The 26,410-nt window shown below is 68.8% G+C and carries 25 protein-coding genes, 1 tRNA gene and 4 pseudogenes; 23 read left to right on the top strand and 7 right to left on the bottom strand.

Annotated features, from left to right (window positions below; genetic code table 11):
- Positions 1 to 16 precede the first annotated feature (16 nt).
- The 4 genes and pseudogenes from RGU41_RS11240 (at position 17) to RGU41_RS11225 (ending at position 3,474) form a co-directional block, all read left to right on the top strand.
- Positions 17 to 763, top strand: a complete 747-nt coding sequence (locus RGU41_RS11240; RefSeq protein WP_322136239.1) for a hypothetical protein — start codon at positions 17 to 19, stop codon at positions 761 to 763.
- 294 nt (positions 764 to 1,057) lie between these two features.
- Entirely contained in the window at positions 1,058 to 1,909 is an 852-nt protein-coding gene (locus RGU41_RS11235) for a sortase (protein WP_322136238.1), read from the top strand.
- Between the two features lie 286 nt (positions 1,910 to 2,195).
- A pseudogene (locus tag RGU41_RS11230) lies at positions 2,196 to 2,977 on the top strand (phosphate ABC transporter ATP-binding protein).
- 86 nt (positions 2,978 to 3,063) lie between these two features.
- Entirely contained in the window at positions 3,064 to 3,474 is a 411-nt protein-coding gene (locus RGU41_RS11225) for an arsenate reductase ArsC (protein ID WP_322136237.1), read from the top strand.
- On the opposite strand, the gene arsB is transcribed toward RGU41_RS11225, so the two are convergent.
- From arsB to RGU41_RS11205, 4 genes and pseudogenes are all read right to left on the bottom strand, one after another.
- On the bottom strand, positions 3,422 to 4,648 hold the full coding sequence (gene arsB / locus RGU41_RS11220) for an ACR3 family arsenite efflux transporter (RefSeq protein ID WP_322136236.1): 1,227 nt from the start codon (positions 4,646 to 4,648) through the stop codon (positions 3,422 to 3,424). The two genes, RGU41_RS11225 and arsB, sit on opposite strands and share 53 nt — an antisense overlap.
- 81 nt (positions 4,649 to 4,729) lie before the next feature.
- Positions 4,730 to 5,098, bottom strand: a complete 369-nt coding sequence (locus tag RGU41_RS11215; protein ID WP_322136235.1) for an ArsA-related P-loop ATPase — start codon at positions 5,096 to 5,098, stop codon at positions 4,730 to 4,732.
- 212 nt (positions 5,099 to 5,310) lie between these two features.
- Positions 5,311 to 6,498, bottom strand: a pseudogene (locus RGU41_RS11210) (TRC40/GET3/ArsA family transport-energizing ATPase); the annotation flags it as partial.
- Between the two features lie 133 nt (positions 6,499 to 6,631).
- Positions 6,632 to 6,934 (bottom strand): arsenic metallochaperone ArsD family protein, encoded by a 303-nt coding sequence (locus RGU41_RS11205; protein ID WP_416173148.1) that lies wholly within the window; start codon positions 6,932 to 6,934, stop codon positions 6,632 to 6,634.
- Between the two features lie 94 nt (positions 6,935 to 7,028).
- Here RGU41_RS11205 and RGU41_RS11200 point away from each other — a divergent pair, with 94 nt between their 5' ends.
- Genes RGU41_RS11200 through RGU41_RS11185 form a run of 4 tightly spaced genes read left to right on the top strand, consistent with a single transcriptional unit; the run spans position 7,029 to position 9,748 of the window.
- Positions 7,029 to 7,379, top strand: a complete 351-nt coding sequence (locus tag RGU41_RS11200) for an ArsR/SmtB family transcription factor (RefSeq protein WP_134448245.1) — start codon at positions 7,029 to 7,031, stop codon at positions 7,377 to 7,379.
- A 34-nt stretch (positions 7,380 to 7,413) separates the two neighbouring features.
- A complete protein-coding gene (gene arsM, locus RGU41_RS11195) occupies positions 7,414 to 8,172 on the top strand; it encodes an arsenite methyltransferase (RefSeq protein WP_134563956.1) in 759 nt (252 codons plus the stop codon).
- A 47-nt stretch (positions 8,173 to 8,219) separates the two neighbouring features.
- Positions 8,220 to 8,957 (top strand): CYTH domain-containing protein, encoded by a 738-nt coding sequence (locus tag RGU41_RS11190; RefSeq protein WP_322136234.1) that lies wholly within the window; start codon positions 8,220 to 8,222, stop codon positions 8,955 to 8,957.
- A complete protein-coding gene (locus tag RGU41_RS11185) occupies positions 8,954 to 9,748 on the top strand; it encodes a CHAD domain-containing protein (RefSeq protein ID WP_322136233.1) in 795 nt (264 codons plus the stop codon). Before RGU41_RS11190 ends, RGU41_RS11185 begins: the two co-directional genes overlap by 4 nt.
- Before the next feature lie 52 nt (positions 9,749 to 9,800).
- Here RGU41_RS11185 and RGU41_RS11180 read toward each other — a convergent pair whose 3' ends face one another.
- Positions 9,801 to 10,292, bottom strand: a complete 492-nt coding sequence (locus tag RGU41_RS11180) for a MarR family winged helix-turn-helix transcriptional regulator (protein WP_134448251.1) — start codon at positions 10,290 to 10,292, stop codon at positions 9,801 to 9,803.
- Positions 10,293 to 10,417: 125 nt separating this feature from the next.
- On the opposite strand from RGU41_RS11180, the gene RGU41_RS11175 reads away from it, so the two are divergent.
- From RGU41_RS11175 to RGU41_RS11165, 3 genes are all read left to right on the top strand, one after another.
- Positions 10,418 to 10,489: transfer RNA gene (locus RGU41_RS11175), tRNA-Gln, on the top strand.
- An 82-nt stretch (positions 10,490 to 10,571) separates the two neighbouring features.
- Positions 10,572 to 11,996, top strand: a complete 1,425-nt coding sequence (glmU, locus tag RGU41_RS11170; RefSeq protein ID WP_134448253.1) for a bifunctional UDP-N-acetylglucosamine diphosphorylase/glucosamine-1-phosphate N-acetyltransferase GlmU — start codon at positions 10,572 to 10,574, stop codon at positions 11,994 to 11,996.
- On the top strand, positions 11,997 to 12,974 hold the full coding sequence (locus RGU41_RS11165; RefSeq protein WP_134448255.1) for a ribose-phosphate diphosphokinase: 978 nt from the start codon (positions 11,997 to 11,999) through the stop codon (positions 12,972 to 12,974).
- Positions 12,975 to 13,073: 99 nt separating this feature from the next.
- On the opposite strand, the gene RGU41_RS11160 is transcribed toward RGU41_RS11165, so the two are convergent.
- Complete coding sequence (locus RGU41_RS11160; protein WP_322136232.1) at positions 13,074 to 13,460, bottom strand: hypothetical protein; 387 nt, start codon at positions 13,458 to 13,460, stop codon at positions 13,074 to 13,076.
- Between the two features lie 116 nt (positions 13,461 to 13,576).
- A complete protein-coding gene (gene gndA, locus RGU41_RS11155) occupies positions 13,577 to 14,980 on the bottom strand; it encodes an NADP-dependent phosphogluconate dehydrogenase (protein WP_241975212.1) in 1,404 nt (467 codons plus the stop codon).
- A gap of 360 nt (positions 14,981 to 15,340) precedes the next feature.
- Here gndA and RGU41_RS11150 point away from each other — a divergent pair, with 360 nt between their 5' ends.
- The 12 genes and pseudogenes from RGU41_RS11150 (at position 15,341) to RGU41_RS11095 (ending at position 26,377) form a co-directional block, all read left to right on the top strand.
- Complete coding sequence (locus RGU41_RS11150; RefSeq protein ID WP_134448261.1) at positions 15,341 to 15,970, top strand: 50S ribosomal protein L25/general stress protein Ctc; 630 nt, start codon at positions 15,341 to 15,343, stop codon at positions 15,968 to 15,970.
- A 49-nt stretch (positions 15,971 to 16,019) separates the two neighbouring features.
- Entirely contained in the window at positions 16,020 to 16,601 is a 582-nt protein-coding gene (gene pth, locus RGU41_RS11145; RefSeq protein ID WP_134448262.1) for an aminoacyl-tRNA hydrolase, read from the top strand.
- 136 nt (positions 16,602 to 16,737) lie between these two features.
- Positions 16,738 to 20,431 (top strand): annotated as a pseudogene (gene mfd, locus RGU41_RS11140) (transcription-repair coupling factor).
- Between the two features lie 110 nt (positions 20,432 to 20,541).
- On the top strand, positions 20,542 to 21,225 hold the full coding sequence (locus tag RGU41_RS11135; RefSeq protein WP_322137341.1) for a MazG family protein: 684 nt from the start codon (positions 20,542 to 20,544) through the stop codon (positions 21,223 to 21,225).
- A 47-nt stretch (positions 21,226 to 21,272) separates the two neighbouring features.
- Positions 21,273 to 22,550 (top strand): histidine--tRNA ligase, encoded by a 1,278-nt coding sequence (hisS, locus tag RGU41_RS11130; RefSeq protein WP_322136231.1) that lies wholly within the window; start codon positions 21,273 to 21,275, stop codon positions 22,548 to 22,550.
- Positions 22,551 to 22,674: 124 nt separating this feature from the next.
- Positions 22,675 to 23,247 (top strand): hypothetical protein, encoded by a 573-nt coding sequence (locus RGU41_RS11125; protein ID WP_322136230.1) that lies wholly within the window; start codon positions 22,675 to 22,677, stop codon positions 23,245 to 23,247.
- Positions 23,138 to 23,935 (top strand): annotated as a pseudogene (locus RGU41_RS11120) (hypothetical protein). Before RGU41_RS11125 ends, RGU41_RS11120 begins: the two are co-directional and overlap by 110 nt.
- Positions 23,878 to 24,006 (top strand): hypothetical protein, encoded by a 129-nt coding sequence (locus RGU41_RS20900; protein WP_416173183.1) that lies wholly within the window; start codon positions 23,878 to 23,880, stop codon positions 24,004 to 24,006. The pseudogene RGU41_RS11120 and the gene RGU41_RS20900 overlap by 58 nt, the downstream one beginning before the upstream one ends.
- A 100-nt stretch (positions 24,007 to 24,106) precedes the next feature.
- Positions 24,107 to 24,580: an FtsB family cell division protein gene (locus RGU41_RS11110; RefSeq protein WP_134448270.1), complete on the top strand. Its 474-nt coding sequence runs from the start codon at positions 24,107 to 24,109 to the stop codon at positions 24,578 to 24,580.
- Positions 24,577 to 25,098, top strand: a complete 522-nt coding sequence (locus tag RGU41_RS11105; RefSeq protein WP_134448272.1) for a DUF501 domain-containing protein — start codon at positions 24,577 to 24,579, stop codon at positions 25,096 to 25,098. Before RGU41_RS11110 ends, RGU41_RS11105 begins: the two co-directional genes overlap by 4 nt.
- On the top strand, positions 25,095 to 25,436 hold the full coding sequence (locus RGU41_RS11100; RefSeq protein ID WP_322136228.1) for a hypothetical protein: 342 nt from the start codon (positions 25,095 to 25,097) through the stop codon (positions 25,434 to 25,436). Before RGU41_RS11105 ends, RGU41_RS11100 begins: the two co-directional genes overlap by 4 nt.
- Positions 25,394 to 26,377, top strand: a complete 984-nt coding sequence (locus RGU41_RS11095) for a S8 family peptidase (RefSeq protein WP_322136227.1) — start codon at positions 25,394 to 25,396, stop codon at positions 26,375 to 26,377. Before RGU41_RS11100 ends, RGU41_RS11095 begins: the two co-directional genes overlap by 43 nt.
- Positions 26,378 to 26,410: the final 33 nt, after the last annotated feature.

Genomic DNA, 26,410 nt, shown 5'->3' with positions numbered 1-26,410 from the left:
CCTCGAATGGACTAACTTGACTGTGCTCACATCCGCTCACGCGCGCCTGATTCTGGTCGTGGCCCTCATCGCGTTCGCGCCGGTGGCGGGCCTGGCCGGACGCGCCATGAGTGCACAGGCGGCGACGGATGACCCGAACGGTGTGGGCATCAGCGTGGGTGTCGTCGGGCCGTCGAGCCGGGCGACGACAACCCCGGCCGTCACGAACCCGGTGAAACCCGTGGCCGTGCCCGCGGTGACCCAAACGACGATCAAGGACACCGCCGCCGCGGCCTCGGCGCTCGGCGCGAACCCGACCAAGATCGCGGGCGTCTTCTACGTGAGCGGCCTCACGACGCGCATCGATTCTGAGGCCGGGCCGGGCGGCGGCACCATGGTTCTCGACTTCACGATGCGCAACATCACGGATGCCCCGATCACCTCGAGCCTGCGCTTCTGGCTCGACAACGCGGTCGACCTCCCCGTCGCCATCGTCGACAAGGTCAGTATCGACAGCCTCGCCCCCAATGAGACCCGCACCGTCTCGGCCACCATTCGGGACGTCGGCCAGTGGGCCTGGTTCAAGGGTCACGTCACCATGACGCCTCCCGCGGACATCGGCGGCACGGCGCTCTCGCCCGTCACCCGGGACTCGTTCAGCATCATCCCGCCCTACTTCGCCCTGATCGCGCTCGCGATCGCCGGCACGCTGACCCTGATCCTCCGCTTCGTGCTCCTCGTACCGCGGCCCACCCCCAAACTCGCGGAAGAGGTGGCGTCATGACGACAGCCAGGCTGCCCCGTCGTCCCCAACGCCCCACGGTGCCGAAGGTGCCGAGAATGCCGCGAGGCTGGGTCCCGCCGGTTTCGCCCGGCGTTTCCGAGATGCAGGCGGTCCACCCCTCGCGGGACAGTCCGCGGGACCCCGGGACTGGTCACCGCCCGGCCCGGGCACTCTGGGCGGTGGTGGCGGACTCCCCGGCACACCGCCGGAGCGCGGCCGCCAGGGCAAGCCGCCGAAACCACCGAAGATCCCGACGCCGCCGCGGCGTAGCCCGCCGCCCCTCGGCCGCCGGTCGTGCTCACCCAGCGCGACCAGGTCATCCGCTCGACCCTGGCGATTCTCGCCATCCTCATCTTCGGGTTCCTCGCCAACCTGACTGTGCTCGGCCAGCTGCAGCACATCGTGTCCCAGCAGCAGCTCACGAACACCTTCCGGTACGAGCTCGCCCAGGGAACGGCCCCGGTCAGCGAGGGCACCGTCGACAAGGTGCTGCTCACCTCCGGCACACCCGTGGCCGTGCTCGACATCCCCTCGATCGACGTGCACGAGATCGTCGTCGAGGGCACAGACTCCGGCACCCTGCGCGCCGGCCCCGGCCATCGCCGCGACACGCCGCTACCCGGCCAGTCCGGCATCAGCGTGCTCATGGGCCGCGCCGCCGCCTACGGTGGTCCGTTCGCCCGGCTGCAGGAACTGCGCCCCGGCCAGCAGTTCACCGTGGTCACCGGCCAGGGCGAGCAGACGTTCTCGGTGCTCGGCCTGCGCTACGCCGGCGACCCCGCACCCGCAAGCCTCGGTGCAGGCAAGAGCCGACTGATCCTCGAGAGCGCCCGCGGGCCGGCCTACGTGCCGAGCGGCGTCGTGCGCGTGGATGCCGAACTCGTCTCCGAGACGAAGCCCGCCGGCAAGCGCCAGACCACCTTCGCGACCCTGCCCCTGCAGGACAAGGAACTCGCGACCGACACCACAACGGTGTGGGCCCTCGTCTTCGCCCTGCAGTTCCTGCTGGTCATCGAACTCGCCGCCGTCTGGGCGTTCCGCCGGGTCGGCCTCCGCAAGACCTGGATCGTCTTCCTTCCGGTTGTCACTGTCGGGGGGCTCTTCGTGGCCGACCAACTCGTGCGCCTCCTCCCGAACCTGCTGTAGTCCCGAACCTGCTTCAGTCCCGAAACTGCTGTAGACCAATGAAACGAGTGTCATGACCGACAATGTGCAGAACGACGAGCTCACCCAGGTGCTGCCGCCGGTGAAGGGACCGGTCCGGCGTGACCGCAAGCAGCGCGCGCAGGCGAGGACCGAGGCCCGGCCCGAGGTCGTGGCCGACGCGCCGGTCAAGGCTCCCCGGCTCGGAGGCTTCAGCGCGCCCTGGCTGAAGCGGCCGTCTGCCGCGGATGCCGGGGTCTACGCGAGCTTCAGCCCGCCGGTGCGCGAGATCGCACCACTCGCAACCCTCGAGGGCCGCAACGTCTCGGCCTGGTTCGGCGAACGCCAGGTGCTCGACCGGGTCAACCTCACCATGCCGGCCGGCATCATCACCTCCCTGATCGGCCCGTCCGGCTGCGGCAAGTCAACCTTGTTGCGCACGTTCAACCGGATGAACGAGCTCGTGCCGTCCGCGAGCCTCGCCGGTGAAGTCCTCCTCGACGGTGAGGACATCTACGACCCCGAACGCAAGCTCGTCGACGCCCGCAAGAGCATCGGCATGGTGTTCCAGAAGCCCAACCCGTTCCCGGCCATGTCGATCTACGACAACGTCATCGCCGGGCTCACCCTCACCGGCAAGCGTGCCTCCAACGATGAGAAAGACTTCCTCGTCGAGAGCTGCCTGACCAAGGCCGGGCTCTGGAAGGAGGTGCGCGACCGGTTGCGCGCGCCCGGTTCCGGACTCTCCGGAGGGCAGCAGCAGCGTCTGTGCATCGCGCGGTCGCTCGCGGTGACCCCGCGCATCCTCTTGATGGACGAACCGTGCTCGGCCCTCGACCCGACTTCCACGCGGGTGATCGAGGAGACATGCTCGAGCTCGCCCACGAGGTCACGATCGTGATCGTGACGCACAACATGCAGCAGGCACAGCGCGTGTCGCAGAACTGCGCGTTCTTCCTCGCCGCCCAGGGCACGCCCGGCGGCATCGTGGAGCACGGGCCGACCGACGCCATGTTCGGCAACCCGATCGACAGCCGCACCGCCGACTACGTCAACGGCCGTTTCGGCTAGCCCCGGCCGGGTAAAGAAACGATGGGGGATTCTCAAAGCATAGACAAACGTCTATACTTTGAGGACATCGAGAGTGAGGAACCCCCGTGTCTGAGAAGCCCACCGTCCTGTTCGTCTGCATCCACAATGCCGGTCGCTCGCAGATGGCCGCCGGCTATATGCGCGCCCTGTCCGGCGGCGCCGTCGAGGTGCGCTCCGGCGGCTCGGAGCCGGGTGACCAGATCAATTCGATGGCGATCCAGGCCATGAGCGAAGAGGGCATCGACATCTCCCAGGCCGTTCCGCAGCTGATGACCACCGAGCAGGTGCGCGAGTCCGACGTCGTCATCACCATGGGCTGCGGCGACGTCTGCCCGATCTTCCCCGGCAAGCGTTACGAGGACTGGGAGCTCGTCGACCCCAAGGGCAAGAGCATCGACGAGGTGCGCCCGATCCGCGACGACATCAAGGCGCGCGTCGAGGCCCTCCTCGCCGAGCTCCTGCCCGCGAGCGTCTAAGCCGACGGCCACGACGGGTGCCGCTGCTCGGGTGGCCACTTCGGCCTGCGCTCTTGGCGGGATTCGTCGTGGTTGAGCGCCAGCTGCGCGGCGCCGGGAACAGGCGGGGCCGGAGCCAGAGCGCCACGTAGACGAGGGCGACGAGGACGGGGACCTCGATCAACGGGCCAACGATGCCCGCGAGGGCCTGACCGCTGCCGGCACCGAAGGTGCCGATCGCGACCGCGATCGCGAGCTCGAAGTTGTTGCCCGCCGCAGTGAAGGCGAGGGTCGCGGTGCGCTCGTACGGCAGGCCGATGAGCTTCCCGAGCAGGAAGCCGGTGAGGAACGTCACAAGGAAGTAGACGAGGAGCGGCAGGGCGATGCGGGCGACGTCCTGCGGCCGGTCGATGACCTGCCTGCCCTGCAGGGCGAACAGGAGCACGATCGTGAAGAGGAGCCCGTAGAGGGCGAACGGCCCGACCTTCGGCAGGAACCGGGCCTCGTACCAGTCCCGGCCGCGGGTGGCCTCGCCCACCCGGCGGGACAGGTATCCGGCCAGGAGCGGGATGCCGAGGAACACGAGCACGCTCGCCGTGATGGCCCAGATCGAGAAGTCCGCGCTCGTGGTGGACAGGCCGAGCCAGGCCGGAAGGATCTGCAGGTAGAACCAGCCGAGCGCCGCGAAGGCGAAGACCTGGAAGACGGAGTTGATGGCGACGAGGAAGGCGGCGGCCTCGCGGTCCCCGCAGGCTAGTTCGTTCCAGATCAGCACCATCGCGATGCAGCGGGCGAGGCCGACGATGATCAGCCCGGTGCGGTACTCGGGCAGGTCGGGCAGGAAGATCCAGGCGAGCGTGAACATCAGCGCGGGCCCGACGAGCCAGTTCATCACGAGCGACGAGACCAGAAGGCGCTTATCGCCGGCCACGGCGCGGGCATCCGAATACCGCACCTTCGCGAGCACCGGATACATCATCACGAGCAGGCCGATGGCGATCGGCACGCTGACCGAGCCGATCGTGAACGCGCCGAGCAGCGTGCCGATGCCGGGGGCGGCGACCGCGAGCAGGAGGCCGAAACCCATCGCCGCGAGAATCCAGACCGGGAGGAGCCGGTCGGTGAACCCGAGACGGGCCGGAGCGGTGATCGGGGTGGCGACGGATGGAACGGTCGGGGTTTCAGGGAAGGGCATGGGGCTCCGCACCATCAGAAAATGAATAGATGAACGTCGATATGACGCGTTCCCACTCTATCGACGAATGTCGATTCACGGTCACCGTGCCGGTTGGGGGCTGAGTGCGGTCAGTGCCGCCAGCTTCTCCTTTCCGATGGGCTCCGCCGGCAGGAGGGCGACGATGGCCATTCGATCCGCGAGGAGACGCACCCGGTCGATCTGTTCGACCTCGCTCGAAGCGCGTGCTCGAAGGAACGGTGACGCCGGGCGGGCCGCGGCCAGGGAGGCGTTGACGACCCAGGCCCACGGGTGGATGCCGGCACGTTCGAGGTCGTCCTGCAGACCTTCGGCCTCGAGCACCGGGGTCGTCTCCGCGAGGGTAACCAGAATGACCTTGGTCAGGGCCGGGTCCTGCAGACGCATCAATGGTGTCGTGAACGGAAGCGAGTCGCCGATCTGCCGCGCCATTTCGCGGTGATAGGAACCGGTCGCATCCAGCAGGAGGAGCGTGTGCCCGGTCGGGGCGGTGTCGACGACGACGAATTTCCGGCGCGACTCATGGACGACCCGGGAGAACTGCTGGAAGACGGCGACTTCCTCGGTGCAGGGGAGAGGAGGTCCTCGGCCAGTGCCGCGCGACCCTCCGCGTCCAGGGCCGTGCCCTTGGTGGCCATCACGTGGTCGCGATACGTCTGCACGGCCAAGGCCGGGTCGATACGGGACACCGCGAGCCCGGGCACGCTGCCGTGCAGGGTCTCGGTGAGGTGAGCGGCGGGGTCGGTGGTGGTGAGGTGCACGGCGTGGCCGCGTTCGGCGAGTGCGACCGCGATGGCCGCGGCGATCGTGGTCTTGCCCACCCCGCCCTTCCCCATGCAGAGCACCAGGCCGTGGTCGTCCCGTTCGATCGCATCCACGAGGGCCGCGAGCGGGGCGTCGGGGAGGGGTTCCCCGGCCTCAACGATCTCGTCGGATTCGCCCGTCCCGGCGCTCGCCGAGAAGAGAGACTGCAGCGCCGGGATGCCGACCATGTTGGCGGCCTTGAGCTCGAGCACGTCCAGCGGGAGGCGGGAGAGAGCGGCGGGCATGGCGGCCAGCGCGGCTCCCTCGCGGGCGCGGACGGCCCGGGTGAGGTCCTCGTCGCCGGCGGCAGCGGGCAGCAGTCCGTTGACGACGACGAAACCGCCGACGATGCCGATCTGATTCAGCTCGAGGTAGGTGCGTTCGATTTCGGCCAGCGAGGATGCCTGCGCCCGGGCGACGAGGACCAGTCGCGTACGCGCCGGGTCGGTCAGCGCGGCGACAGCGGCGGCGTACATCGAACGGTGCTTGTCGAGCCCCGAGAGCGGGCCGAGGCAGGACGGGTCGCCTTTGCCGGCCTCGAGAAAGTCGGTCCAGGAGCCCGGCAGCTGCAGCAGGCGGATGGTGTGCCCGGTCGGTGCCGTGTCGAAGACGATGTGGTCGTACTGCCCGAAGACGGCTTCGTCGGCGAGCAGGCCGGTGAATTCGTCGAAGGACGCGATCTCGGTCGTGCAGGAACCGGACAGGCCCTCGATGATGCCAGCGAGTTCGTCCTCCGGAAGCAGGCCGCGCACGGGCGCGACGATGCGCTCCCGGTAGGCCGCTGCGGCCTGTTCCGGGTCGATCTCGAGGGCGGAGAGGCCGGGCACACTCGCGAGGGGAGTGACCGTGTTGCCGATCGTCAGGCCGAATACCTGGCCGACGTTGGAGGCGGGGTCGGTGCTGACCAGCAGCACCTTCCTGCCCCGGCCGGCGAGGTCGAGGGCGGTGGCGCAGGCGACCGAGGTCTTTCCGACGCCGCCCTTGCCGGTGAAGAACAGGAAGCGGGGTGGGTCCTCAAGGAATCGCATCGGGGCGGCTTAGCAGCAGCCGGAGGCGCCGCCGCAGCATCCGCCCGATTTTGCGGTGAGGCCCAGCTCGGACCGGGCCGGCTCGACCTGCGACGCGACCGTCGACGCGACCTTCGACGCGACGTTGGACGAGTCACCGAGGCCGGCGAAGCCGAGCAGTTCGTCGCGGCTCGGATAGGTGCCGGTCGCGACGGTGACGCCGTCGACGACGGTCAGGGAGGCCCTTCGAGCCCACGGTGTGCATGAAGCCGCGGACCGTCTCGTCGGTGGTGAAGGCGGTCGGGTCGGTGGCGAGGTTGTGGCGTTCGATGTCGGCGCCCAGGTCCTTGAGCCGGCGCACGTCGGCGGTCACGGTGACCAGGGATGCGTCGGTGTCGGTTCCGCAGACCCCGGACTCGCAACACAGGGCCGGCTCGTAGATTCGAATGGCAGCCATCTCGTACTCCTCAATTCACTATATCGACATTCATCGATACCCCCAGTATGACCCTCTATATCGACAAGTGTCAATACGCGACTATGCTGGGCCCATGTCGATCACCTCCCTGCTCCCCATCGCCTCGCGTGGCGCGTGCTGCGCGCCGCTCACGCGCGAGACGCTCGCCGCGGCGGATGCCGTTGACCTCGCGCGCTCGCTCAAGGCCCTCGCGGACCCGACCCGGCTGCGCCTGATCTCGATCGTGGCCGCATCCGAAGGTCAGGAAGCCTGCGCCTGCGACCTGACGGCACCGGTCGGGCTGAGCCAGCCCACTGTGTCCCACCACCTCAAAGTCCTGACCGACGCCGGATTCCTCAGCCGCACCCAGCGCGGCAACTGGGCCCATTTTGCGCTCGTACCCGGCGCGCTCGACTCGGTCGCGCGGCTGCTGACCAGCGCATGACCTCGCAGCGATCATCCGAAGGAAGGAACCACCCATGACTGAAAAGACAGACATCACCGAGCTCGTCCGCGAACGCTACGCCGCCGCGGCGCTGCAGCTCACCGACGTGTCGGCTGCATCCGGCTCGTGCTGCGTTCCCACCGACCTCGGGAACGGCGACGTCTTCGGATCGGTCCTCTATACGGGCGGGGAGGGGTCCGAAGTGCCCGAGGAAGCGCTGCTGGCGAGCCTCGGCTGCGGCAACCCCACGGCGGTCGCCGACCTGCGCGCCGGCGAAACCGTGCTCGACCTCGGCTCCGGAGGCGGCATCGACGTGCTCCTCTCCGCGCGGCGGGTCGGCCCCACCGGTTTTGCATACGGCCTCGACATGACCGACGAGATGCTGTCCCTCGCCCGGGCCAACGCGGACAAGGCCGGCGCCACGAACGTCGAATTCATCAAGGGCCGGATCGAGGAGATCCCGCTGCCCGACGCATCCGTCGACGTCATCATCTCCAATTGTGTGATCAACCTCTCCGCCGACAAGACCGCCGTCATCACGGAGATGTTCCGGGTCCTCAAGCCCAGCGGGCGGCTCGGGATCTCCGACGTCGTCGCGGAGGACCACCTCAGCGAGCAGGACCGCATCGAGCGCGGCAGCTACGCCGGCTGTATCGCCGGCGCGCTCTCCCACCGGGAGTACCTCGACACCCTGGCCGGGGCGGGATTCACCGGGATCAGCGTCGACTACACCCACGAGGTCGCCCCCGACATGCACGGCGCCATCGTCAAGGCGGTCAAGCCCACCGTCTAGCCGCGTGTGGCGCGGGCCGGGAGGCGCCCGGGCGTACACTGTCGGGCATGAATGCCGTGGATTTTTCCGAGGTTGAGCGCAAATACGACGTCGACGCGGCATCCGTTCTCCCGCCGCTGCATGAGCTCCCCGGCGTGACCTGGGTGGATGCCCCTGTCGACCAGTCGCTCGACGCCGTCTACTTCGACACGGCCGACCTCACCCTTGCCGCGCACCGGATCACACTGCGGCGCCGCACCGGCGGGGACGACGCCGGCTGGCACCTCAAGCTCCCGTCCGGCGTCGACGGTCGCGGCCCCGACGAACGCCGCGAGGTGCACGAACCCCTCGGCAGCGACCCCGAGCTCGTGCCGGCCGGCCTCCAGCAGCGGGTTCGCGTCCTCGTGCGCGACCGGGTGCTCGTGCCCGTCGTGCGGCTCCGCAACCACCGGATCGTGCACGTGCTGCGCGGGGACAACGGCGCCGTGCTCGCCGAGGTCTGCGACGACAGTGTCCTGGCCGACCGCCTCGGTGTCGACCCGCTCCGCCAGGAATGGCGGGAATGGGAGATCGAACTCGTCGACGGCGCCCCCGAGCTGCTCGACGCCGTCGCGGAGGCCTTCGCCGCCGGGGAGTCCGTCGCGCAGGCTACCCCTCGAAGCTCGGCCGTGCCCTCGGCGACCGCATTCCCGCAGCCCCGCCGGCCCCACCGGCGACGCCGACCCGGTCGAGTACGACGGGGGCCCTGCTGCTCGCCTACCTCGACGCCCAGATGCGGGTACTCGTCCACCAGGACCCGCTCGTGAGGCGCGACGACGCCGAAGCCGTGCACCAGATGCGGGTCGCGACCCGGCGGATGCGCTCGGTGCTGGCCACCTATCGCGACCTGCTTCCGAACGGGCTGGCCAACACCCTCGGGGACGAACTCCAGTGGATCGCCCGTGTGCTCGGCGCCGCCCGCGACAACGAGGTCCTGCACCACAACCTCGCCAGGTCGCTCTCGTCCGAGCCGGCGAAGCTCGTGGTCGGGCACGTCAGGAAGCGCCTGGACGCGCACTTCGCGGCCGACCTCGCCACGGCGCAGCAGGCGGCGGATGTCGTGCTCGACAGCCCACGCTACTTCCGGCTGCTCGACGCACTCGACGCCCTCATCGCGGAGCCGCCGTTCACCGCGCTCGCGAAGAAGTCGGCCAAGTCGGTGGTACCTGGTCTCGTCAAGCGTGATGGCGCCCGACTGCGCAAGGCCGTTCGCGACGCTCGCGCCGTGCCGCAGGGCCCCGATCACGACGCAGCCCTGCACGAGGTGCGCAAGATCGCCAAGCGCCTGCGGTATACGACGGAGTCTGCGCTCATCCTGAGTCCGAAACGTGCGGCCAGGCTTGTGGCCGCCGCCCGACTGGTCCAGGACATCCTCGGCGAGCACCACGACAGCGTCGTCGCCCGCGGGGTGCTGCTCACCCTCGGCATGCGCGCCTTCATCGACAATGAGAACTCGTTCACGTACGGCCGCCTCCACGCGACCGAACAGTTCCGGGGTGCGCACCTCGAGAGCCGGTTCCGGTCGGCGTGGAAAAGCTTCCCCAAGTCCGTGCTCTGACGCCGTCGACCCCGGTCAGGGCTCCGCCGCGATTCTTGCGGTGCGCGCGAGCTCAGTCGAAGTCAAGGCTGAGCTTGCGCAGCAGGGAGGCGAGGCGTTCGCGTTCGCTGGCCGTGAGCGTCGCGAGCAGCTCGGCCTCGGCGTCGACGAGGCGGGTGATCGCGGCATCGACCCGGATCAGCCCGTCGGGGTTCATCACGACGAAGATGCCGCGGCCGTCGTTGGGGTCGGTGCGCCGGGTGACGAGGCCGCGCTCGACGAGCCGGTCGATCCGGTTCGTCATGGTTCCGCTCGACACGAGCGTCTGTTGCAGCAGCGCCTTGGGGCTGAGTTCGTACGGTGCGCCCTCGCGGCGGAGCGCCGACAGCACGTCGAACTCCCACGACTCCAGTTCGGAGCGGGAGAACGCGGTGCGCCTGGCCCGGTCAAGGTGCTTGGCGAGGCGACCGACCCGGCTGAGCACCTGCAACGGGGCGAAATCGAGGTCCGGCCGCTCGCGCAGCCAGGCATCCACGATGCGGTCTACTTCGTCATTGCCGGGCATCGTCCTATTATCCGGCCAGCCGGGGCATCCGCCTGCACAGCACGGGTCATCGGTACGCCCGGCTGCGCGCCGCAGCCGATACTTCTGGCAGACTTATCAGCGTTGGTCGGCTCCGGCCGGCGAATTCCGCCGTGGTGTAATGGCAGCACGACAGCCTTTGGAGCTGTTAGGTCCAGGTTCGAGTCCTGGCGGCGGAGCCGTAGATCATTACCAGTGCTGCATTCCAGTGGCGCCCGCACCCGGTCTTCCCGGCCGGCAACACAGAAGCACGAGGACCCCGTGACCGATTCCCGTCTCGCCATCGTCGTCCTGGCCGCAGGCCAGGGCACCCGGATGAAATCCGCGACTCCCAAGCTGTTGCACCCCCTCGCCGGGCTGCCCATCCTCAGCCACGTGCTCGCGACGGCATCCGCGTTGAACGCCGCGCACGTCGTGACCGTCGTGCGCCACGAACGCGACCGGCTCGTCGACATCGTCGAGGCCGACCTGCCCGAGAGCATCGTCGTCGACCAGGACGAGGTCCCGGGAACCGGCCGGGCCGTCGAGCAGGCCATCGAGGCCCTGCCCGCCGACTTCGAGGGCGACGTGCTCGTCGTCAGCGGCGACGTTCCCCTCCTGAACGCGGCGACCCTCGCGAGCTTCATCACCGCGCACCGCGAACGCGCCGTCGCGGCGACCGTGCTGTCCGCCTTCCCCGACGACTCCACCGGCTACGGCCGCATCGTGCGCGACGAAGCCGGAGCCTTCGACCGCATCGTGGAACAGAAGGACGCCAGCCCCGAGGAACGCCTGATCACGGAGACGAACGCCGGCGTCTACGTCTTCGGCATCACCGAACTGCGTGCGCAGCTCGCCCGCATCACGACTGAGAACGTCCAGGGCGAGAAGTACCTCACCGACGTGATCGGCCTGCTCCGCGAGTCCGGCTCCGATGTGCGCGCCGTTCCGGTAGCGGATGCCTGGCTCGTGGCCGGCATCAACGACCGGGCCCAGCTCGCCGAGTCCGCCCGGCAGCTCAATGCGCTCATCGTGCGCGGCTGGCAGCTCGCCGGCGTGACCGTGCAGGACCCTGCGACGACCTGGATCGACCTCGCCGTCACGATCGCGCCCGACGTCACGATCAAGCCGGGCACCCAGATCCTCGGGGCGACGGTCATCGAGACCGGCGCCGTCGTCGGACCGGACACGACCCTCGTGGACTGCGAGATCGGCGCGAACGCCGAGGTGAAGCGCACGGACGCGACCCTCGCGGTGATCGGTGCCGGCGCATCCGTCGGCCCGTTCTCGTACCTGCGGCCCGGCACGATTCTCGGCGCGGACGGCAAGATCGGCACCTTTGTCGAGACCAAGAACGCCGTCATCGGCGAGGGCAGCAAGGTGCCGCACCTGAGCTACGTCGGCGACGCGACGGTCGGTGTGCACTCCAACATCGGGGCGGGGACGATCTTCGCGAACTACAACGGCGTGACGAAATCGCCGAGCGTCGTGGGGTCGCATGTGCGCACCGGGTCGCACAACGTCTTCGTCGCGCCCGTTAGGATTGGGGACGGGGCTTACACCGGTGCCGGTACCATCGTCCGCAAGGACGTGCCGGCCGGAGCTTTGGCTCTCACCGTGGCCCCACAACGCAATATGGACGGCTGGGTTCAGACCAACCGCCCGGGAACCGACGCGGCGGAAGCCGCGGCTAAGAGCGGAGACTAGGTGCCTGGAATCAATGCCAGCGGCGAGAAACGACTTGTATTGGTTTCGGGGCGAGCACACCCGCAACTGGCACTGGACATCGCCAAGGAGCTCGGTACCGAACTCGTGCACACCGACGCACGTACCTTCGCGAACGGCGAGATCTACGCCCGTTTCGACGAGAGCGTGCGCGGCAGTGACACCTTTGTGATCCAGTCGCACACCAACCCGATCAATGAATGGCTGATGGAACAGCTCATCATGGTCGACGCGCTCAAGCGGGCCTCCGCCAAGCGCATCACGGTTGTTGCGCCGTTCTACCCTTACGCCCGCCAGGACAAGAAGGGCCGCGGCCGCGAGCCGGTATCGGCCCGCCTCGTCGCCGACCTGTTCAAGGTCGCCGGCGCCGACCGCATTATGTCGATCGACCTGCACGCCGCCCAGATCCAGGGCTTCTTCGACGGCCCCGTCGACCACCTCTTCGCGATGCCGGTGCTGCTCGAGCACTTCCAGGAGAAGCTCGACCCCGCAACGCTGACCGTGGTGTCGCCCGACATGGGCCGCGTCCGCGTCGCCGACATCTGGAGCGACAAGCTCGGCGCCCCCCTGGCGATCATCCACAAGCGCCGTGACCCGCTGGTGCCGAACCGCGTCTCCGTGCACGAGATCGTCGGTCAGGTCTCCGGTCGCGTCTGCCTGCTTGTCGACGACATGATCGACACCGGACGCACCATCGTCCTCGCCGCCGAGGCACTGCGTGCCGCCGGAGCGATCGGCGTCGTCGTCGCCGCGACCCACGCCGTGTTCAGCCACCCCGCGCTCGAGCTGCTGCAGAACCCGGCGATCACCGAGGTCGTCGTCACCGACACCCTGCCGATCCCCCCGGAGAAGCGCTTCCCGACCCTGACCGTTCTGCCGATCGCCCCGCTTCTGGCCCGCGCGATCCACGAGGTCTTCGACGAGGGATCCGTCACGTCGATGTTCGAGGGCGCCGCGTAACCCACGCTGCCCCGACCGACGGATGCCCCGCTCACCCGAGCGGGGCATCCGTCGTTAACCGCCGCGACACCCTGTGGGGCGCGCACGGGCAGCGGATGCCTAGGCCGGCACGACCGGTGGGCCGAACCCCGGCGCGCGGGGGATCAGGCCGAGCGAGATCACCCAGGTCTCCCGCTCGTGCACGTCGATCGCGTAACACTGCCAGCCGAACCCGCCGGGCCCGGCCAGGTCGAAGCGCGCGGTGGACCCCTCCGCGAGCGGGTAGTAGTGAGCGACCGCAACGGAGCACGCGTTCGTGGCTGTGACGGATGCGATCTGCATCGACGTGAGGATCCCCGGCACGATCAGCGTCACGAGCCCGAGCACGACGGCGAGGCGCATCACCAGCAGCATCCGCCTGCTGCGCAGCGGCCGCGCGCTGTCGTGCGGCTCATACCCGGCGAGCTCGGGGTACTCGTGCTGCTCGCTACCGTCGTCGTCGTTCATCGTGGGGTCCAGTATCGCAAATTGCGCTCCCATTCTCCGCGAGAGCGTAAAAGTGCCCCTTCCCGCAGCGGGAAGGGGCACTTTTACGCTCTCGCGGAGAGAGGTGGATGCCGCGACTAGTGAGTGGAGGCCTCCGTGGCGATTTCGGTGCGGTCGCCCGACCACAGGGTGTGGAACACGCCGGGCTTGTCGACGCGCTTGTATGTGTGCGCTCCGAAGAAGTCGCGCTGGCCCTGCACGAGGGCGGCGGGCAGACGTTCCGCGGCGAGCGAGTCGAAGTAGCTCAGGGCCGAGGCGAAGCCGGGAACCGGGATGCCCGAAAGCGCAGCGGTCGAGACGACGCGACGCCAGGCCGACTCGCCGGCGGCGACGGCCGCGGCGAAGAACGGGTCGACGAGCAGCGTCGGGATCGACGGGTCGTTCGCGTAGGCATCCACGATGCGGTTCAGGAACTGGGCGCGGATGATGCAGCCGCCGCGCCAGATCGTGGCGACGGCGCCCTTGTCGATGCTCCAGTTGTACTTGGCGGCACCGGCGATGATCTCGTCGAAGCCCTGCGCGTACGCGACGACCTTCGACGCGTAGAGCGCCTGGCGCACGTCGTCGACGAAGGTGTGGCCGACGACGGCGATCTCGGGGCGGGCGCTGATCGAGGCGCGCACCGGTCCGCGCTGCTCGGGGTGGCTCGACACGGCGCGGGCGAACACGGCCTCCGCGATTCCGGCGACGGGCACGCCGAGGTCGAGCGCGTTCTGCACGGTCCAGACGCCGGTTCCCTTGGAGCCGGCCTCGTCGAGGACGATGTCGATGAACGGCAGTCCGGTCTCGGCGTCGACCTGGCGGAGCACCTCGGCGGTGATCTCGATCAGGTAGCTCTCGAGGTCGCCCTTGTTCCACTCGGTGAACACGTCGGCGATGGCGGCGGGGGAGTGGCCGGTCACATGACGGAGCAGGTCGTACGCCTCGGCGATGAGCTGCATGTCGGCGTATTCGATGCCGTTGTGCACCATCTTGACGAAGTGGCCTGCGCCGTCGGTGCCGATGTGGGTGACGCACGGCACGCCGTCGACGACGGCGGCGATCGACTCGAGGATCGGGCCGAGGGTCTCGTAGGCGAGCGCGGAGCCGCCGGGCATGATGCTCGGGCCCTTGAGCGCGCCCTCTTCGCCGCCGGAGATGCCGGCGCCGACGAAGTTGATGCCGGTCGCGCTGATCGCCTTTTCGCGGCGGATGGTGTCGTGGAAGTCCGCGTTGCCGCCGTCGACGATGATGTCGCCGGGCTCGAACAGCTCGGCGAGCTGGCTGATGACCGCGTCCGTGCCCTTTCCGGCCTGGACCATGATGATGGCGGTGCGCGGGCGGCTCAGCGACGCGACGAAGTCCTCGATGGTCTCCGAGGCGACGAAGCCGGCCTCGGGGTGTTCCGTCATGAGGGTCTGGGTGCGCACGTACGAGCGGTTGTAGACCGCGACGGTGTTCCCCTCCCGGCTGGCGAGGTTGCGGGCGAGATTCGAGCCCATCACCGCCAGTCCGACGACGCCAATATTTGCCTGTGCTGTACCGGTTTCGGTCACGTTCGCTCCTTCAAAATGGTTGGTCTAGAACCATGTTCAAGGTTAGTCGGTCGGGCTGGGCACCTGCCCGACGGGGGCGGGCGGATGCTGGTGCAAGGTTCCCGCACACTCCGCTAGGCTTAGCAGTTGAACTTCGGCGAGGGCTGCCAGGCGTGTCACGCACGCTCGGCATCCGTTATCGACGCGGCGAAATGCTTCACGGCCTTTCCTCACGCGACACGCGTTCGAGTTGAACCAGCACCCATACGCGCGGCCATCGGCTGCGCAACTGATCTGGGCCGTAGAGGCCTGACAAGGAGACACATCATGGCTGAGGCCAAGGACAAAAAGGTCATCGACAACAAGATCGATGCCGACCTGCGCACCAAGTTCGGCAAGGGTGCGGCCCGCAAGCTGCGCGTGCTCGGCAAGATTCCGGCCGTCATCTACGGCCACGGCACCGACCCGGTGCACGTTGCACTTCCGTCCCACCAGATCGGCCTGATCCTGCGTCGCGCCAACGCGGTGCTCGAGCTCGAGGTCAACGGCGAGACCCACCTGACCCTCGTCAAGGACGTCCAGAAGGACCCGGTCCGTCAGATCATCGAACACCTCGACCTCATCGTCATCCGCAAGGGTGAAAAGGTCCAGGTTGACGTCGCCGTGCACCTGACCGGTGAGATCATCGCCGGAAACGTCATCGACCTGGACATCAAGAGCCTGCTGCTCGAGGTCGAAGCGACCAACATCCCGCAGAACATCGTTGTCAACGTCGATGGCCTCGACGAGGGTGCCCAGATCAAGGCCGGCGAGATCGTCCTTCCCGACGGTGCCGTGCTCATCTCCGATGCAGACGCCGTCGTCATCAGCGTGCACCTGCCCGAGGCCGAGGAAGAGGAAGAGGCCGTTGCCGACGCCGACGCCGAGGCCGTTGTCGAGGAAGCCCCCGCCGAGTAGCATTCGCTTCACGCTTTCTGCCTGATCTCGTCGAACAAGGAGGATTTCCCTGGACGAGAATCTCTGGCTCGTAGTCGGGCTCGGTAACCCCGGGCCCGACTACGCCGGAAACCGCCACAACGTCGGCCACATGGTGACCGCCGTGCTCGCCGACCGACTGTCGGCGAATTTCAAGACCCACAAGACCAACTCGACGGTTGCTTCCGGGCGCAGTTTCCCCGGGGGCCCCGGGCTCGTGCTCGCGACGCCGAACACCTATATGAACGTGTCCGGCGGACCGGTGGCCGCCCTGCTGCGGTTCTACTCGCTCGAACCGGATCGCCTGATCGTCGTGCACGACGAGCTCGACCTGCCATTCGACACGCTCAAGATCAAGGTCGGCGGCGGTCACGGGGGCCACAACGGGCTCCGCGACATCATCGCGGCCATCGGCACGAAGGACTTCGTGCGTATCCGCCTCGGCCTGGGCCGCCCGCCCGGTCGCCAGGCGCCGGCCGACTTCGTGTTGCACGACTTCTCCAAGGTCGAGCGCGAGACCCTGCCGAACCTGCTCGAAGACGCAGCGGATGCGATCCAGCTGATCGCGGCGGAGGGCGTCACCGTCGCCCAGCAGAAGTTCCACGCGCCCTGACCCGCCCGCGACAGTGACCGTCCGCGACAGTGACCGTCCCGACCGCGAGAATCGCCGTTCCGGTCGAGAGTCACCGGTGTGGCGGCGACTGTCGACCGGAAAGGCGACTGTCGGCGGTGCTGCGTAGAATTGCCGGGTGACCCTCCACGGCGTAATTGCCACACTTTCGCGCGCCTCCACGTTCGACCGAGCCCTCGCGTGCGCGGGCCGCGACGCCGACTTCTCGCTCACCGAAGGCCTCAGGGCTCCCGTGCTCGCCGCGCTCCTCGAACAGCGCGCCCGGCTCGGCAAGGCCCCGGCCCTGCTGGTCATCACCGCCACCGGGCGTGAGTCCGAATACCTGCACGACAACCTCGACTGCTTCACCGAAGACGCCGAGATCATCGGTTTCCCGGCCTGGGAGACGCTCCCGCACGAGCGGCTGAGCCCGAGTGCCGAGATCGTCGGCAAGCGGCTCTTCGCACTGCGGCGGATGCGCGAGTGGGAGGAGACCGACCCGGCCCTTCGCCGCCCGCTCATCGTGATCGCATCCGTGCGCGCAGCCCTGCAGCCCGTCGCGGACAACCTCACCGACTTCGCGCCCATCGTGCTCACGGCCGGCGCCCGCGGCAACGACCTGGGCGCGCTCGCCGTGCAGCTCGTCGAACTCGCGTACACCCGCGTCGACATGGTGACCCGCCGCGGCGAGTTCGCCGTGCGCGGCGGCATCCTCGACGTGTTCCCCTCGATCGCCCCGCATCCGTCCCGCGTCGAGTTCTTCGGCGACGAGGTCGAACAGATCCGCGCCTTCTCCGTCGCCGACCAGCGCTCCCTGCCAGAACCGGTCGCCTCGGTGAGTCTGCCGCCGAGCCGCGAGCTGCTGCTGAGCCCCGCCGTGCGGCAGCGCGCCCGCGAGATGCAGCACGAGTTCCCCAGCCTCGCCGGCCTCCTCGCGAAGATCGCGGAGGGTATCCCTGTCGAGGGCATGGAGAGCCTCGCGCCCGCCCTCGTCGACCGGCTCGTGCCGATCACGCACTACCTCCCCGCCGAAGCCGCCGTCGCCGTGGTCTCGCCCGAACGTGTCGCCAGCAGGGCGATCAGCCTCGCCGAGACGAACCGCGAGTTCCTCGGGGCGGCCTGGAGCGCAGCGACCGCGGGTGCAGACGCCCCGATCGACCTCGAGTCCGGCGACTTCCTCACCCTCGGCCGGCTGCGCGACTCGGTCACGCACACCGCTCCCGGCGCGCCGGCCTCCGCGCACGTCTGGTGGACTTTCAGTTCCTTCCAGGCCGCCCCGACGGATGCCCCGGTCCTGCCAGAGCACCGCGAAATCGACGACCTCCTCACCCTCAGGGTCGAGGGCGAGGCGGTCCCCAGTTTCCAGGGCAGCGTCGAGGGCGCCATCGGGCACCTCAGCAGCCGGATGAAGGACGGCTGGACCGTCGGCGTGCTCGCACAGGGTGCCGGGCTCGTCGAACGAGCCGCCGCGGTGCTCGCCGAGCACGAACTCCCCGCCCGGATCGTGACCGAATGGCCGTCAGAGCCGGAACCCGGCATCGCCTACCTGCTGAAGGCATCCGTCGACCACGGTTTCGAGCTCGCCGAGACGAAGCTCACCCTCGTCAGCGAGTCCGAGTTCTACGGACGCACGGTCGGCTATGACGCCCGCCAGGTGAAGAAGCTCGCGAGCCGGCGCAAGAACGTCGTCGACCCGCTGCAGCTCAAGGCCGGCGACCACGTCGTGCACCAGACCCACGGCATCGGCCGGTTCGTGGAACTGACCCAGCGCGAGGTGTCGAGCGGCGGCCGCAACCCGGTCAAGACCAAGCGCGAGTACCTCGTGCTCGAGTACGCACCGTCCAAGCGCGGGCACCCCGGCGACAAGCTCTTCGTGCCCACCGACCAGCTCGACCTCGTCAGCCGGTACATCGGCGGTGAGGCGCCCGCGCTCAGCAAGATGGGCGGCAGCGACTGGTCGAGCGCGAAGTCGAAGGCCCGGCACGCGGTGCGGGACATCGCCGTCGAGCTCGTCAAGCTCTACTCGGCACGGATGGCGAGCAAGGGCCATGCCTTCGGGCCCGACACGCCCTGGCAGCGCGAGCTCGAGGAGGCGTTCCCGTTCGCGGAGACCCCCGACCAGCTCACGACGATCGACGAGGTCAAGGCCGACATGGAACGGCCCATCCCGATGGACCGGCTCCTCTCCGGCGACGTCGGCTTCGGCAAGACCGAGGTCGCCGTGCGCGCAGCATTCAAGGCGATCCAGGACGGCAAGCAGGTCGCGATCCTGGTGCCGACGACCCTGCTGGTGCGCCAACACATGGAGACCTTCCAGGAGCGATTCGCCGGGTTCCCCGTGCACATCCGCGCCCTGAGCCGGTTCCAGACCGAGAAGGAATCCCGGGAGACCGTCGCCGGCATCCTCGACGGCACGGTCGACCTGGTGATCGGCACCCACCGGCTCCTGACCGGGTCGATCATCTTCAAGGACCTCGGCCTCGTCATCATCGATGAGGAGCAGCGGTTCGGCGTCGAGCACAAGGACGCCCTCAAGAAGCTCAAGACCAACGTCGACATCCTCGCCATGAGCGCGACGCCGATCCCGCGCACCCTCGAGATGGCGGTCACGGGCATCCGCGAGATGTCGACCCTCGCGACCCCGCCGGAGGACCGGCACCCGATCCTCACGTTCGTCGGGCCGTACTCCGACCGGCAGGTCGCCGCGGCCATCCGGCGCGAGCTGCTCCGCGAAGGCCAGATCTTCGTCGTGCACAACCGGGTGTCGAGCATCAACAGGATCGCCGCTCACATCGCCGAACTCGTACCGGAGGCCCGGATCGCCGTCGCACACGGGCAGCTGCCCGAGGCGCAGCTCGAACAGGTCGTCGTCGACTTCTGGGAGCGCAAGTTCGACGTGCTCGTCTCGACGACGATCATCGAGACGGGTATTGACGTCGCCCAGCGCGAACACCATCATCATCGAACGTGCCGACAAATTCGGTCTGGCGCAATTGCACCAATTACGTGGCCGGGTCGGCCGCGGCCGGGAGCGCGCGTACGCATACTTCCTCTACGACGAGAACAAGCCGCTCACCGAGATCGCCCACGACCGGCTCTCCACGATCGCCGCGAACAACGAGCTCGGCGCCGGCATGCAGGTCGCCCTGAAAGACCTCGAGATCCGCGGGGCAGGCAACCTGCTCGGCGGCGAACAGGCCGGGCACATCGCCGGGGTCGGTTTCGACCTCTACCTGCGGATGATCGGCGAGGCGGTGAGCGCCTTCCGCGGCGACGTCGCAGAGGGCCAGACCGAGCTCCGGCTCGAGCTGCCCGTCGACGCGCACATCCCCGAGGACTACGTCGACAGCGAGCGCCTCCGCCTCGAGGCCTACCAGAAGCTCTCCGCGGCGAGCTCGCCGACCGCGGCCAGGGACCAGATCGACCTCGTGCTCGAGGAACTCACCGACCGCTACGGCGAACCCCCGCAACCGGTGCAGAACCTGATCCTGGTCTCCCGGCTGCGCTGGCTCTCCCAGCAGGCCGGCCTGAGCGAGGTCGTCGCGATGGGCTCCAACCTGCGGGTCGCCTCTGCCGACCTCGCCGACTCGATGCAGGTACGCCTGAAGCGGATGTACCCCGGCTCGCGGTACACCGTCGCAACCGGGGCCATCATGGTGCCGATGCCGCGGATCAACGACGAACCGCTCGGCGACGCCGCCCTGATCGCCTGGGCCGGCTCCCTGCTCGCCGCGATCTTCCCCCGTCCCATCGAGGAGCCCGTTGCGCCGGGCGCCGCACCCAAGGCTGCACCGACGACCACGCAGAACCCCAACCCCAGGAGGAAGTCGTGACCGACGCCAACCCGATCGACGCCCCGATCGACCCGCGGACCGATACCCCGATCGACGTCCTCGTCCGGACGGTCGCGCGGCTGCGCGCTCCCGGCGGCTGCCCCTGGGACATGGAGCAGACCCACGCCTCCCTCGTGCCCTACCTGCTCGAGGAAAGCCACGAGCTGGTCGAGGCGATCGAGGCCGGTGGCCGCGAGGAACTCCTCGAGGAACTCGGCGACGTGCTCTACCAGGTCCTCTTCCATGCCGACCTCGCCGCGCACACCGCCGGCGAGGACTTCGACCTGCAGGATGTCGCCGCGAGCCTCACCCGGAAACTCGAGGGCCGGCATCCGCACGTCTTCGGAGACCTCGACCTCGCGACCGCGGACGACGTCGCCGCGGCCTGGGACGGTTTCAAGGCCACCGAGAAGCCCGGCCGCACGAGCGTACTCGACGGCATCCCGCAAGGCATGCCCGCTCTCGCCCTCGCTGACAAGGTGCTCGGGCGCGCCCAGAAGATCGGGCTGCTCGATGCGGACGGCGCCGACTTCCCGCTCCCGCTCGAGAGCGAGGACGAGCTCGGCCCCCTGCTGCTCGCGATCGTCTCCGCGGCGAAGGCTCGCGGCCTCGACTCCGAACGCGCCCTGCGCACCGCCGTGCGCGGGCTCCAGGACGAGATCCGTGCCGCTGAGCTCGACAGCGCGGGGCTCGACGGTGCGGGGTTCGACAGCGCGGGGTTCGACGGTGCAGCGGATGCCGCGACCGACTTCTCGGATGCCGGCATCATCGGCCTCCCCGCCGACAACGACTGACCGCCACTGGGCCGGGCCGCCCGGCCCGACCTGAGACAATGGATTCCATGGCAACACAGGTGACCCCGCCGCGCGGCATGCGCGACTTCCTCCCCGCTGAGAAGGCCGGTCGCGAGCACGCGCTCGGCGTGATCCGGCGCAGTTTCGCCGCGCACGGCTTCGACGAGATCGAGACCCCGGTCATGGAAGACTCCGCCCGGCTGCACTCCGGCCTCGGCGGCGACAACGAGAAGCTCGGCTTCGCGGTGCTCAAGCGCGGCCTCGCCCCTGCCGACGCCCTCGCCGCCGCGGAGTCCGGCGACCTGCTCGGCCTCGCCGACCTCGGCCTCCGCTTCGACCTCACCGTCCCGCTCGCCCGGTTCTACGCGACGCACCGCGCCGCCCTGCCCACGGTGTTCCGGGCGATCCAGATCGCCCCGGTCTGGCGGGCCGAACGCCCGCAGAAGGGCCGGTACCGCCAGTTCGTGCAGTGCGACATCGACATCATCGGCGAGGCGGGCCCGCTCGCCGAGATCGAACTCATCACGGCGACGATGGCCGCCCTCGACGCCCTCGGCCTCACCGGCTGCTCGGTGCGCATCAACGACCGCCGCATCCTCACCGCCCTGCTCGCGTACTGGCAGGTCCCTGCGGATCTGTTCGAGCGGGCCCTGATCACGATCGACAAGCTCGACAAGATCGGCGTCGACGGCGTCGTCACCGAACTCGACGGCCTCGGCATCCCCACCGACGGCATCGCGGAGACCCTCCGCTCGATAGCCTCGGCCGGCTGGGACCTGCTCGGCTCGGCCGGCGAGCCCGATGCGTCCGCAGCACCCGCCTGGCTCGACCCGGTCGCCTACGCCGACCTGCTCGCCCTCCGCGACGCGCTCCCCGGCGCCGACCTCGTCTTCGACCCGACGCTCGTGCGCGGCATGGGCTACTACACCGGAACGATCTTCGAGATCGCGCACCCCGATCTCGGTTACTCGCTCGGCGGCGGCGGCCGGTACGACGGCATGATCGGCCGATTCCTCGGCGTCGACGTTCCCGCATGCGGCTTCTCGATCGGCTTCGAACGCATCGTCGACCTGCTCGGCGGCACCGGCGCATCCGCCGAGAACGCCGTTGTGCTCATCCACGAGAAGGACGCGGCTCCCGGCCGCCTCGTCGCCCTGAAGACCGCACTCGTCGCCGAGGGCCTGCGGGTGCGGCTCGAACACCGCACCAAGAACCTCAAGGCCCTGCTCGGTCGCGCTGCCGAGGCGGGCTATGGGCGGTACGCCTTCGTCACCGATGAAACAGCGGACGCCGCCGCGCTCGACTTCCGCCCGCTCGCGGGCTGATTCCCGCGCTCGGAGCCTCCGTCGCTAGACTGTTACATGATTGGAACACAGTGTCGTCTTCCTGCACGTTCCCCCCATACCAACACCCCACCCATTAGGAAATAACAGGAAACAGGAGATAGCTGTGGCTCTCATTGAGGCAGTAGTAGCGCGCGAGATTCTCGACTCCAGAGGCAACCCGACCGTCGAGGTCGAGGTATTGCTTGATGACGGCTCCGTAAGCCGTGCCGCCGTTCCGTCGGGCGCATCCACCGGTGCGTTCGAAGCTTATGAACTTCACGACGGCGACAAGTCGCGTTACCTCGGCAAGGGCGTCCTCAAGGCCGTCGACGCCGTTATCGACGAGCTCGGCCCGGCAGTCGAGGACCTCGACGCCACCGACCAGCGCATCGTCGACGCCGTACTTATCGAAACCGACGGCACCGAGAACAAGCACCGCGTCGGCGCCAACGCCATCCTCGGCGTGAGCCTGGCCGTCGCCAAGGCCGCAGCCACCTCGGCCGGCCTGCCCCTGTTCCGCTACCTCGGTGGCCCGAACGCGCACACCCTTCCGGTGCCGATGATGAACATCATCAACGGTGGCGAGCATGCCGATAACAACATCGATATCCAGGAGTTCATGGTGCAGTCCGGCTCGGTGCCGAGACCTTCGCCGAGGCGCCTGCGCATGGGGCACCGAGACGTACCATCGCCCTGAAGGCCCTGCTCAAGTCCGAAGGGCCTCTCCACCGGCCGTCGGCGACGAGGGTGGATTCGCTCCGAACCTGGCCTCGAGCGAACCGTGCGGCACTCGGACGCTCATCGTCGAAGCCATCACCAACGCCGGCTACACGCCCGGCAAGGACATCGGCCCTGGCGCTCGACTGCGCCGCGTCAGCGAGTTCTACAAGGACGGCGTCTACCACTTCTGAGCTGGCGAAGGTCAGACTTTCTGACCCAGCGAGCTGTCCGCGTGACTACGTCGACCGGTCTTGTCAAGTCCGTTACCCGCTCGTGTCGATCGAAGACCCGCATCGAGGAAGACCGACTGGGATGGCTACGTGCACGCTCTGACCGCCGAAACTCGGCGAGCCTCGTGCAGATCGGTCGGAGACGACCTGTTCGTGACCAACACCGGAGCGTCTTGCCAAGAAGGCCTCGGCCCTCGGCATCGGCCAACTCGATCCTCGATCAAGGTCAACCAGATCGGCACCCTGACCGAGACCCTCGACGCCATTCAGACGGCCACGCGCAGCGCGCCGGCTATACGGCTGTCATCTCGCACCGCTCCGGCGAGACCGAGGACACCTTCATCGCCGACCTCGCGGTCGCGACGGATGCCGGCCAGATCAAGACCGGAGCGCCTGCCCGCTCCGAGCGCGTTGCCAAGTACAATCAGCTGCTGAGGATCGAAGAAGAGCTGGGCGAGGCCGCCGTGTACGCGGGCCGCTCTGCCTTCCCCCGTTTCAAGGCCTAGTTTCGACTGGAGCTCTCGAAGCGCGGGGTGAATCCCGCGCTTCGAGAGCTCTGTTTTTTATCCGGTGAGAACCGGCGAGGATCCGGCGAAAGGAGTTGCCATGGCCGCGAAACGCACTGAACGGCAGCCCGTCGCGCTCGGCCTCGACGAGACCCCGATGAGTGGCTGGCTTCGCGGCCTGCGCCTGTCCGGGTTCTCGCTCATGATGATGGGCATCCTCATCCTCGCGGTCGTCGTGCTCGCCCCCGGCCTCCGCACCTACGGTGAGCAGCAGCAGGAAATCAGCCGGCTCACCGCCGACGTGTCTGCCCAGCAGACCACCGTCGACCAGCTCAAGACCGAGCGGGAGCGCTGGAACGACCGCACCTACGTCACGACCCAGGCCCGCGCCCGGCTGTCCTATGTGCTGCCGGGCGACGTGAGCTTCCTCGTTATCAACGACCTGCCGCTGCCGGCCGCCGCTGCCGCCGCGCCCGCCGCGACCACGGCCATCCAGAACACCGACATCGATTGGGTATCGTCCATGTTCGCTTCCGTCATGACCGCCGGCCTCGCCCCCCAGGCCACCCAGTGACCCGGCCGCCGTTCGCGCCCGTCACCGCCGACGACCTGAAGATCGTCAGCGCACAGCTCGGCCGCCCGGCCCGCGACGCCGTCGGCATCGCGGCGCGCTGCGTGTGCGGTGCTCCCACCGTCGTCGCCACCGCACCCCGGCTGAGCGACGGCACGCCGTTCCCCACTCTCTACTACCTGACCCACCCGGCCGCGACCGCTGCGCTCTCCTTCCTCGAGGCGACCCAGGTGATGAACGAGTTCAACCAGCTGCTCGCCGACGATGAGGCCGTCCACGACCAGTACCGCCGCGCCCACGCGGGATTCCTCGCCGATCGCGCCATGCTCGGCGACGTACCCGAGATCGCCGGCATCTCCTCGGGCGGCATGCCCGACCGGGTCAAGTGTCTGCACGCCCTCGCCGCACACTCGCTCGCCGCAGGCCCGGGCGTCAACCCGATCGGTGACCTCGCGCTCGCGCGGGCAGCCTGGACCCCGGCCGTCTGCGAGTGCCTCGACTATTCCGCGGCGGACGCGTGACCCGTTCCCTGCTGCAGCGGCGCCTCGGCGCCGCGCTCGCGGTGGCGCTGACCATTGTTCTGGGAGGCGCCTCCGTCGTCGGCGACGCGGCACCCGCGCACGCCGACCAGGTGCGCGACCTCGAGTACTGGCTCAACGATTACGGTTTCACGCAGGCCTGGGCGACGACCAAGGGCGCCGGCGTGACGGTCGCCGTGATCGACACCGGGGTGAGCACGAGCGTCCCCGAACTCGCCGGCGCCGTCGTCGGTGGCACGGATGTCTCGGGCCTGGGCTCGAGTAACGGCCAGACCCCGTGGGGGACGGCAGCGAGCACGGCACCCTGGTCGCCTCCCTGATGGCTGGCCGCGGTTCCGCGGACGGGACAGGAGTCATCGGCGTGGCACCCGAGGCGTCCATTCTCGCGGTGTCGGTCGCGTTCGGGAGCAGCGGCGCAAAGCTCAGCAACGACGACCAGATCGCGGCAGGCATCCGCTGGGCCGTCGACCACGGCGCCGACGTGATCAACATGTCGCTGACCCGGAACACCCTGGACTGGCCGTCGAGCTGGGACGACGCCTTCCTGTACGCGTTCCAGCATGACGTCGTCGTCGTGGCCGCGGCCGGAAACCGGGGGAGCGGCACCACGGAGGTCGGCGCCCCGGCGACGATCCCCGGCGTGCTCACCGTCGGGGGCGTCGATCGCAACAAGACCGCGAGCTTCGACGCCTCCTCACAGGGCATCACGATCGCCGTCGCCGCCCCGAGCGAACAACTCGTCGGCGTGGTGCCGAACGGCGGGTACGTGCAGTGGAGCGGCACGAGCGCCTCCGCCCCGATCGTCTCCGGCCTCGTCGCCCTCGTGCGCGCCGCCTACCCGAAGCTCAACGCCGCCGAGGTGATGAACCGGGTGATCGCGACCGCCAACCCGAACGGCCACGTCGTCCCCAGCCCCGTCTACGGCAACGGCCTGATCGACGCGGCCGCCGCGGTCACCGCGTCCGTGGCGCCCTCGACGTCTCCGACGCCGACGGCCCTGCTCCAGGACTGGATTCACCTGCATCGGCGCATCGACACCGTCCCGACAGCCGCGCCGACGGCCGCACCCGTTGCCCGCGCCGTGCCGAGCAGCGACCCGCCGCTGCCGACCGACACCGCCGCGAGTCCCTGGCTGCCGACCGAGCTGACCCTGACCTATATCACCGTTCCGCTTCTCGTTCTGTTGGGGTTTGCTATCCTAGTAACGCTGTTCGGCATAGGTGCTCTTCGGCGGCTCAAGCGAAATCGATCGAATCGGTAAGTTTTCGCATATTCCATCATGTAGGAGGACCCT

This window comes from Cryobacterium sp. 10C3 (genome assembly GCF_034314285.1).
GTDB lineage: Bacteria > Actinomycetota > Actinomycetes > Actinomycetales > Microbacteriaceae > Cryobacterium > Cryobacterium glucosi.
Note: the sequence above shows the minus strand (reverse complement) of the source record. Positions and strands in the feature narration are given on the sequence as shown.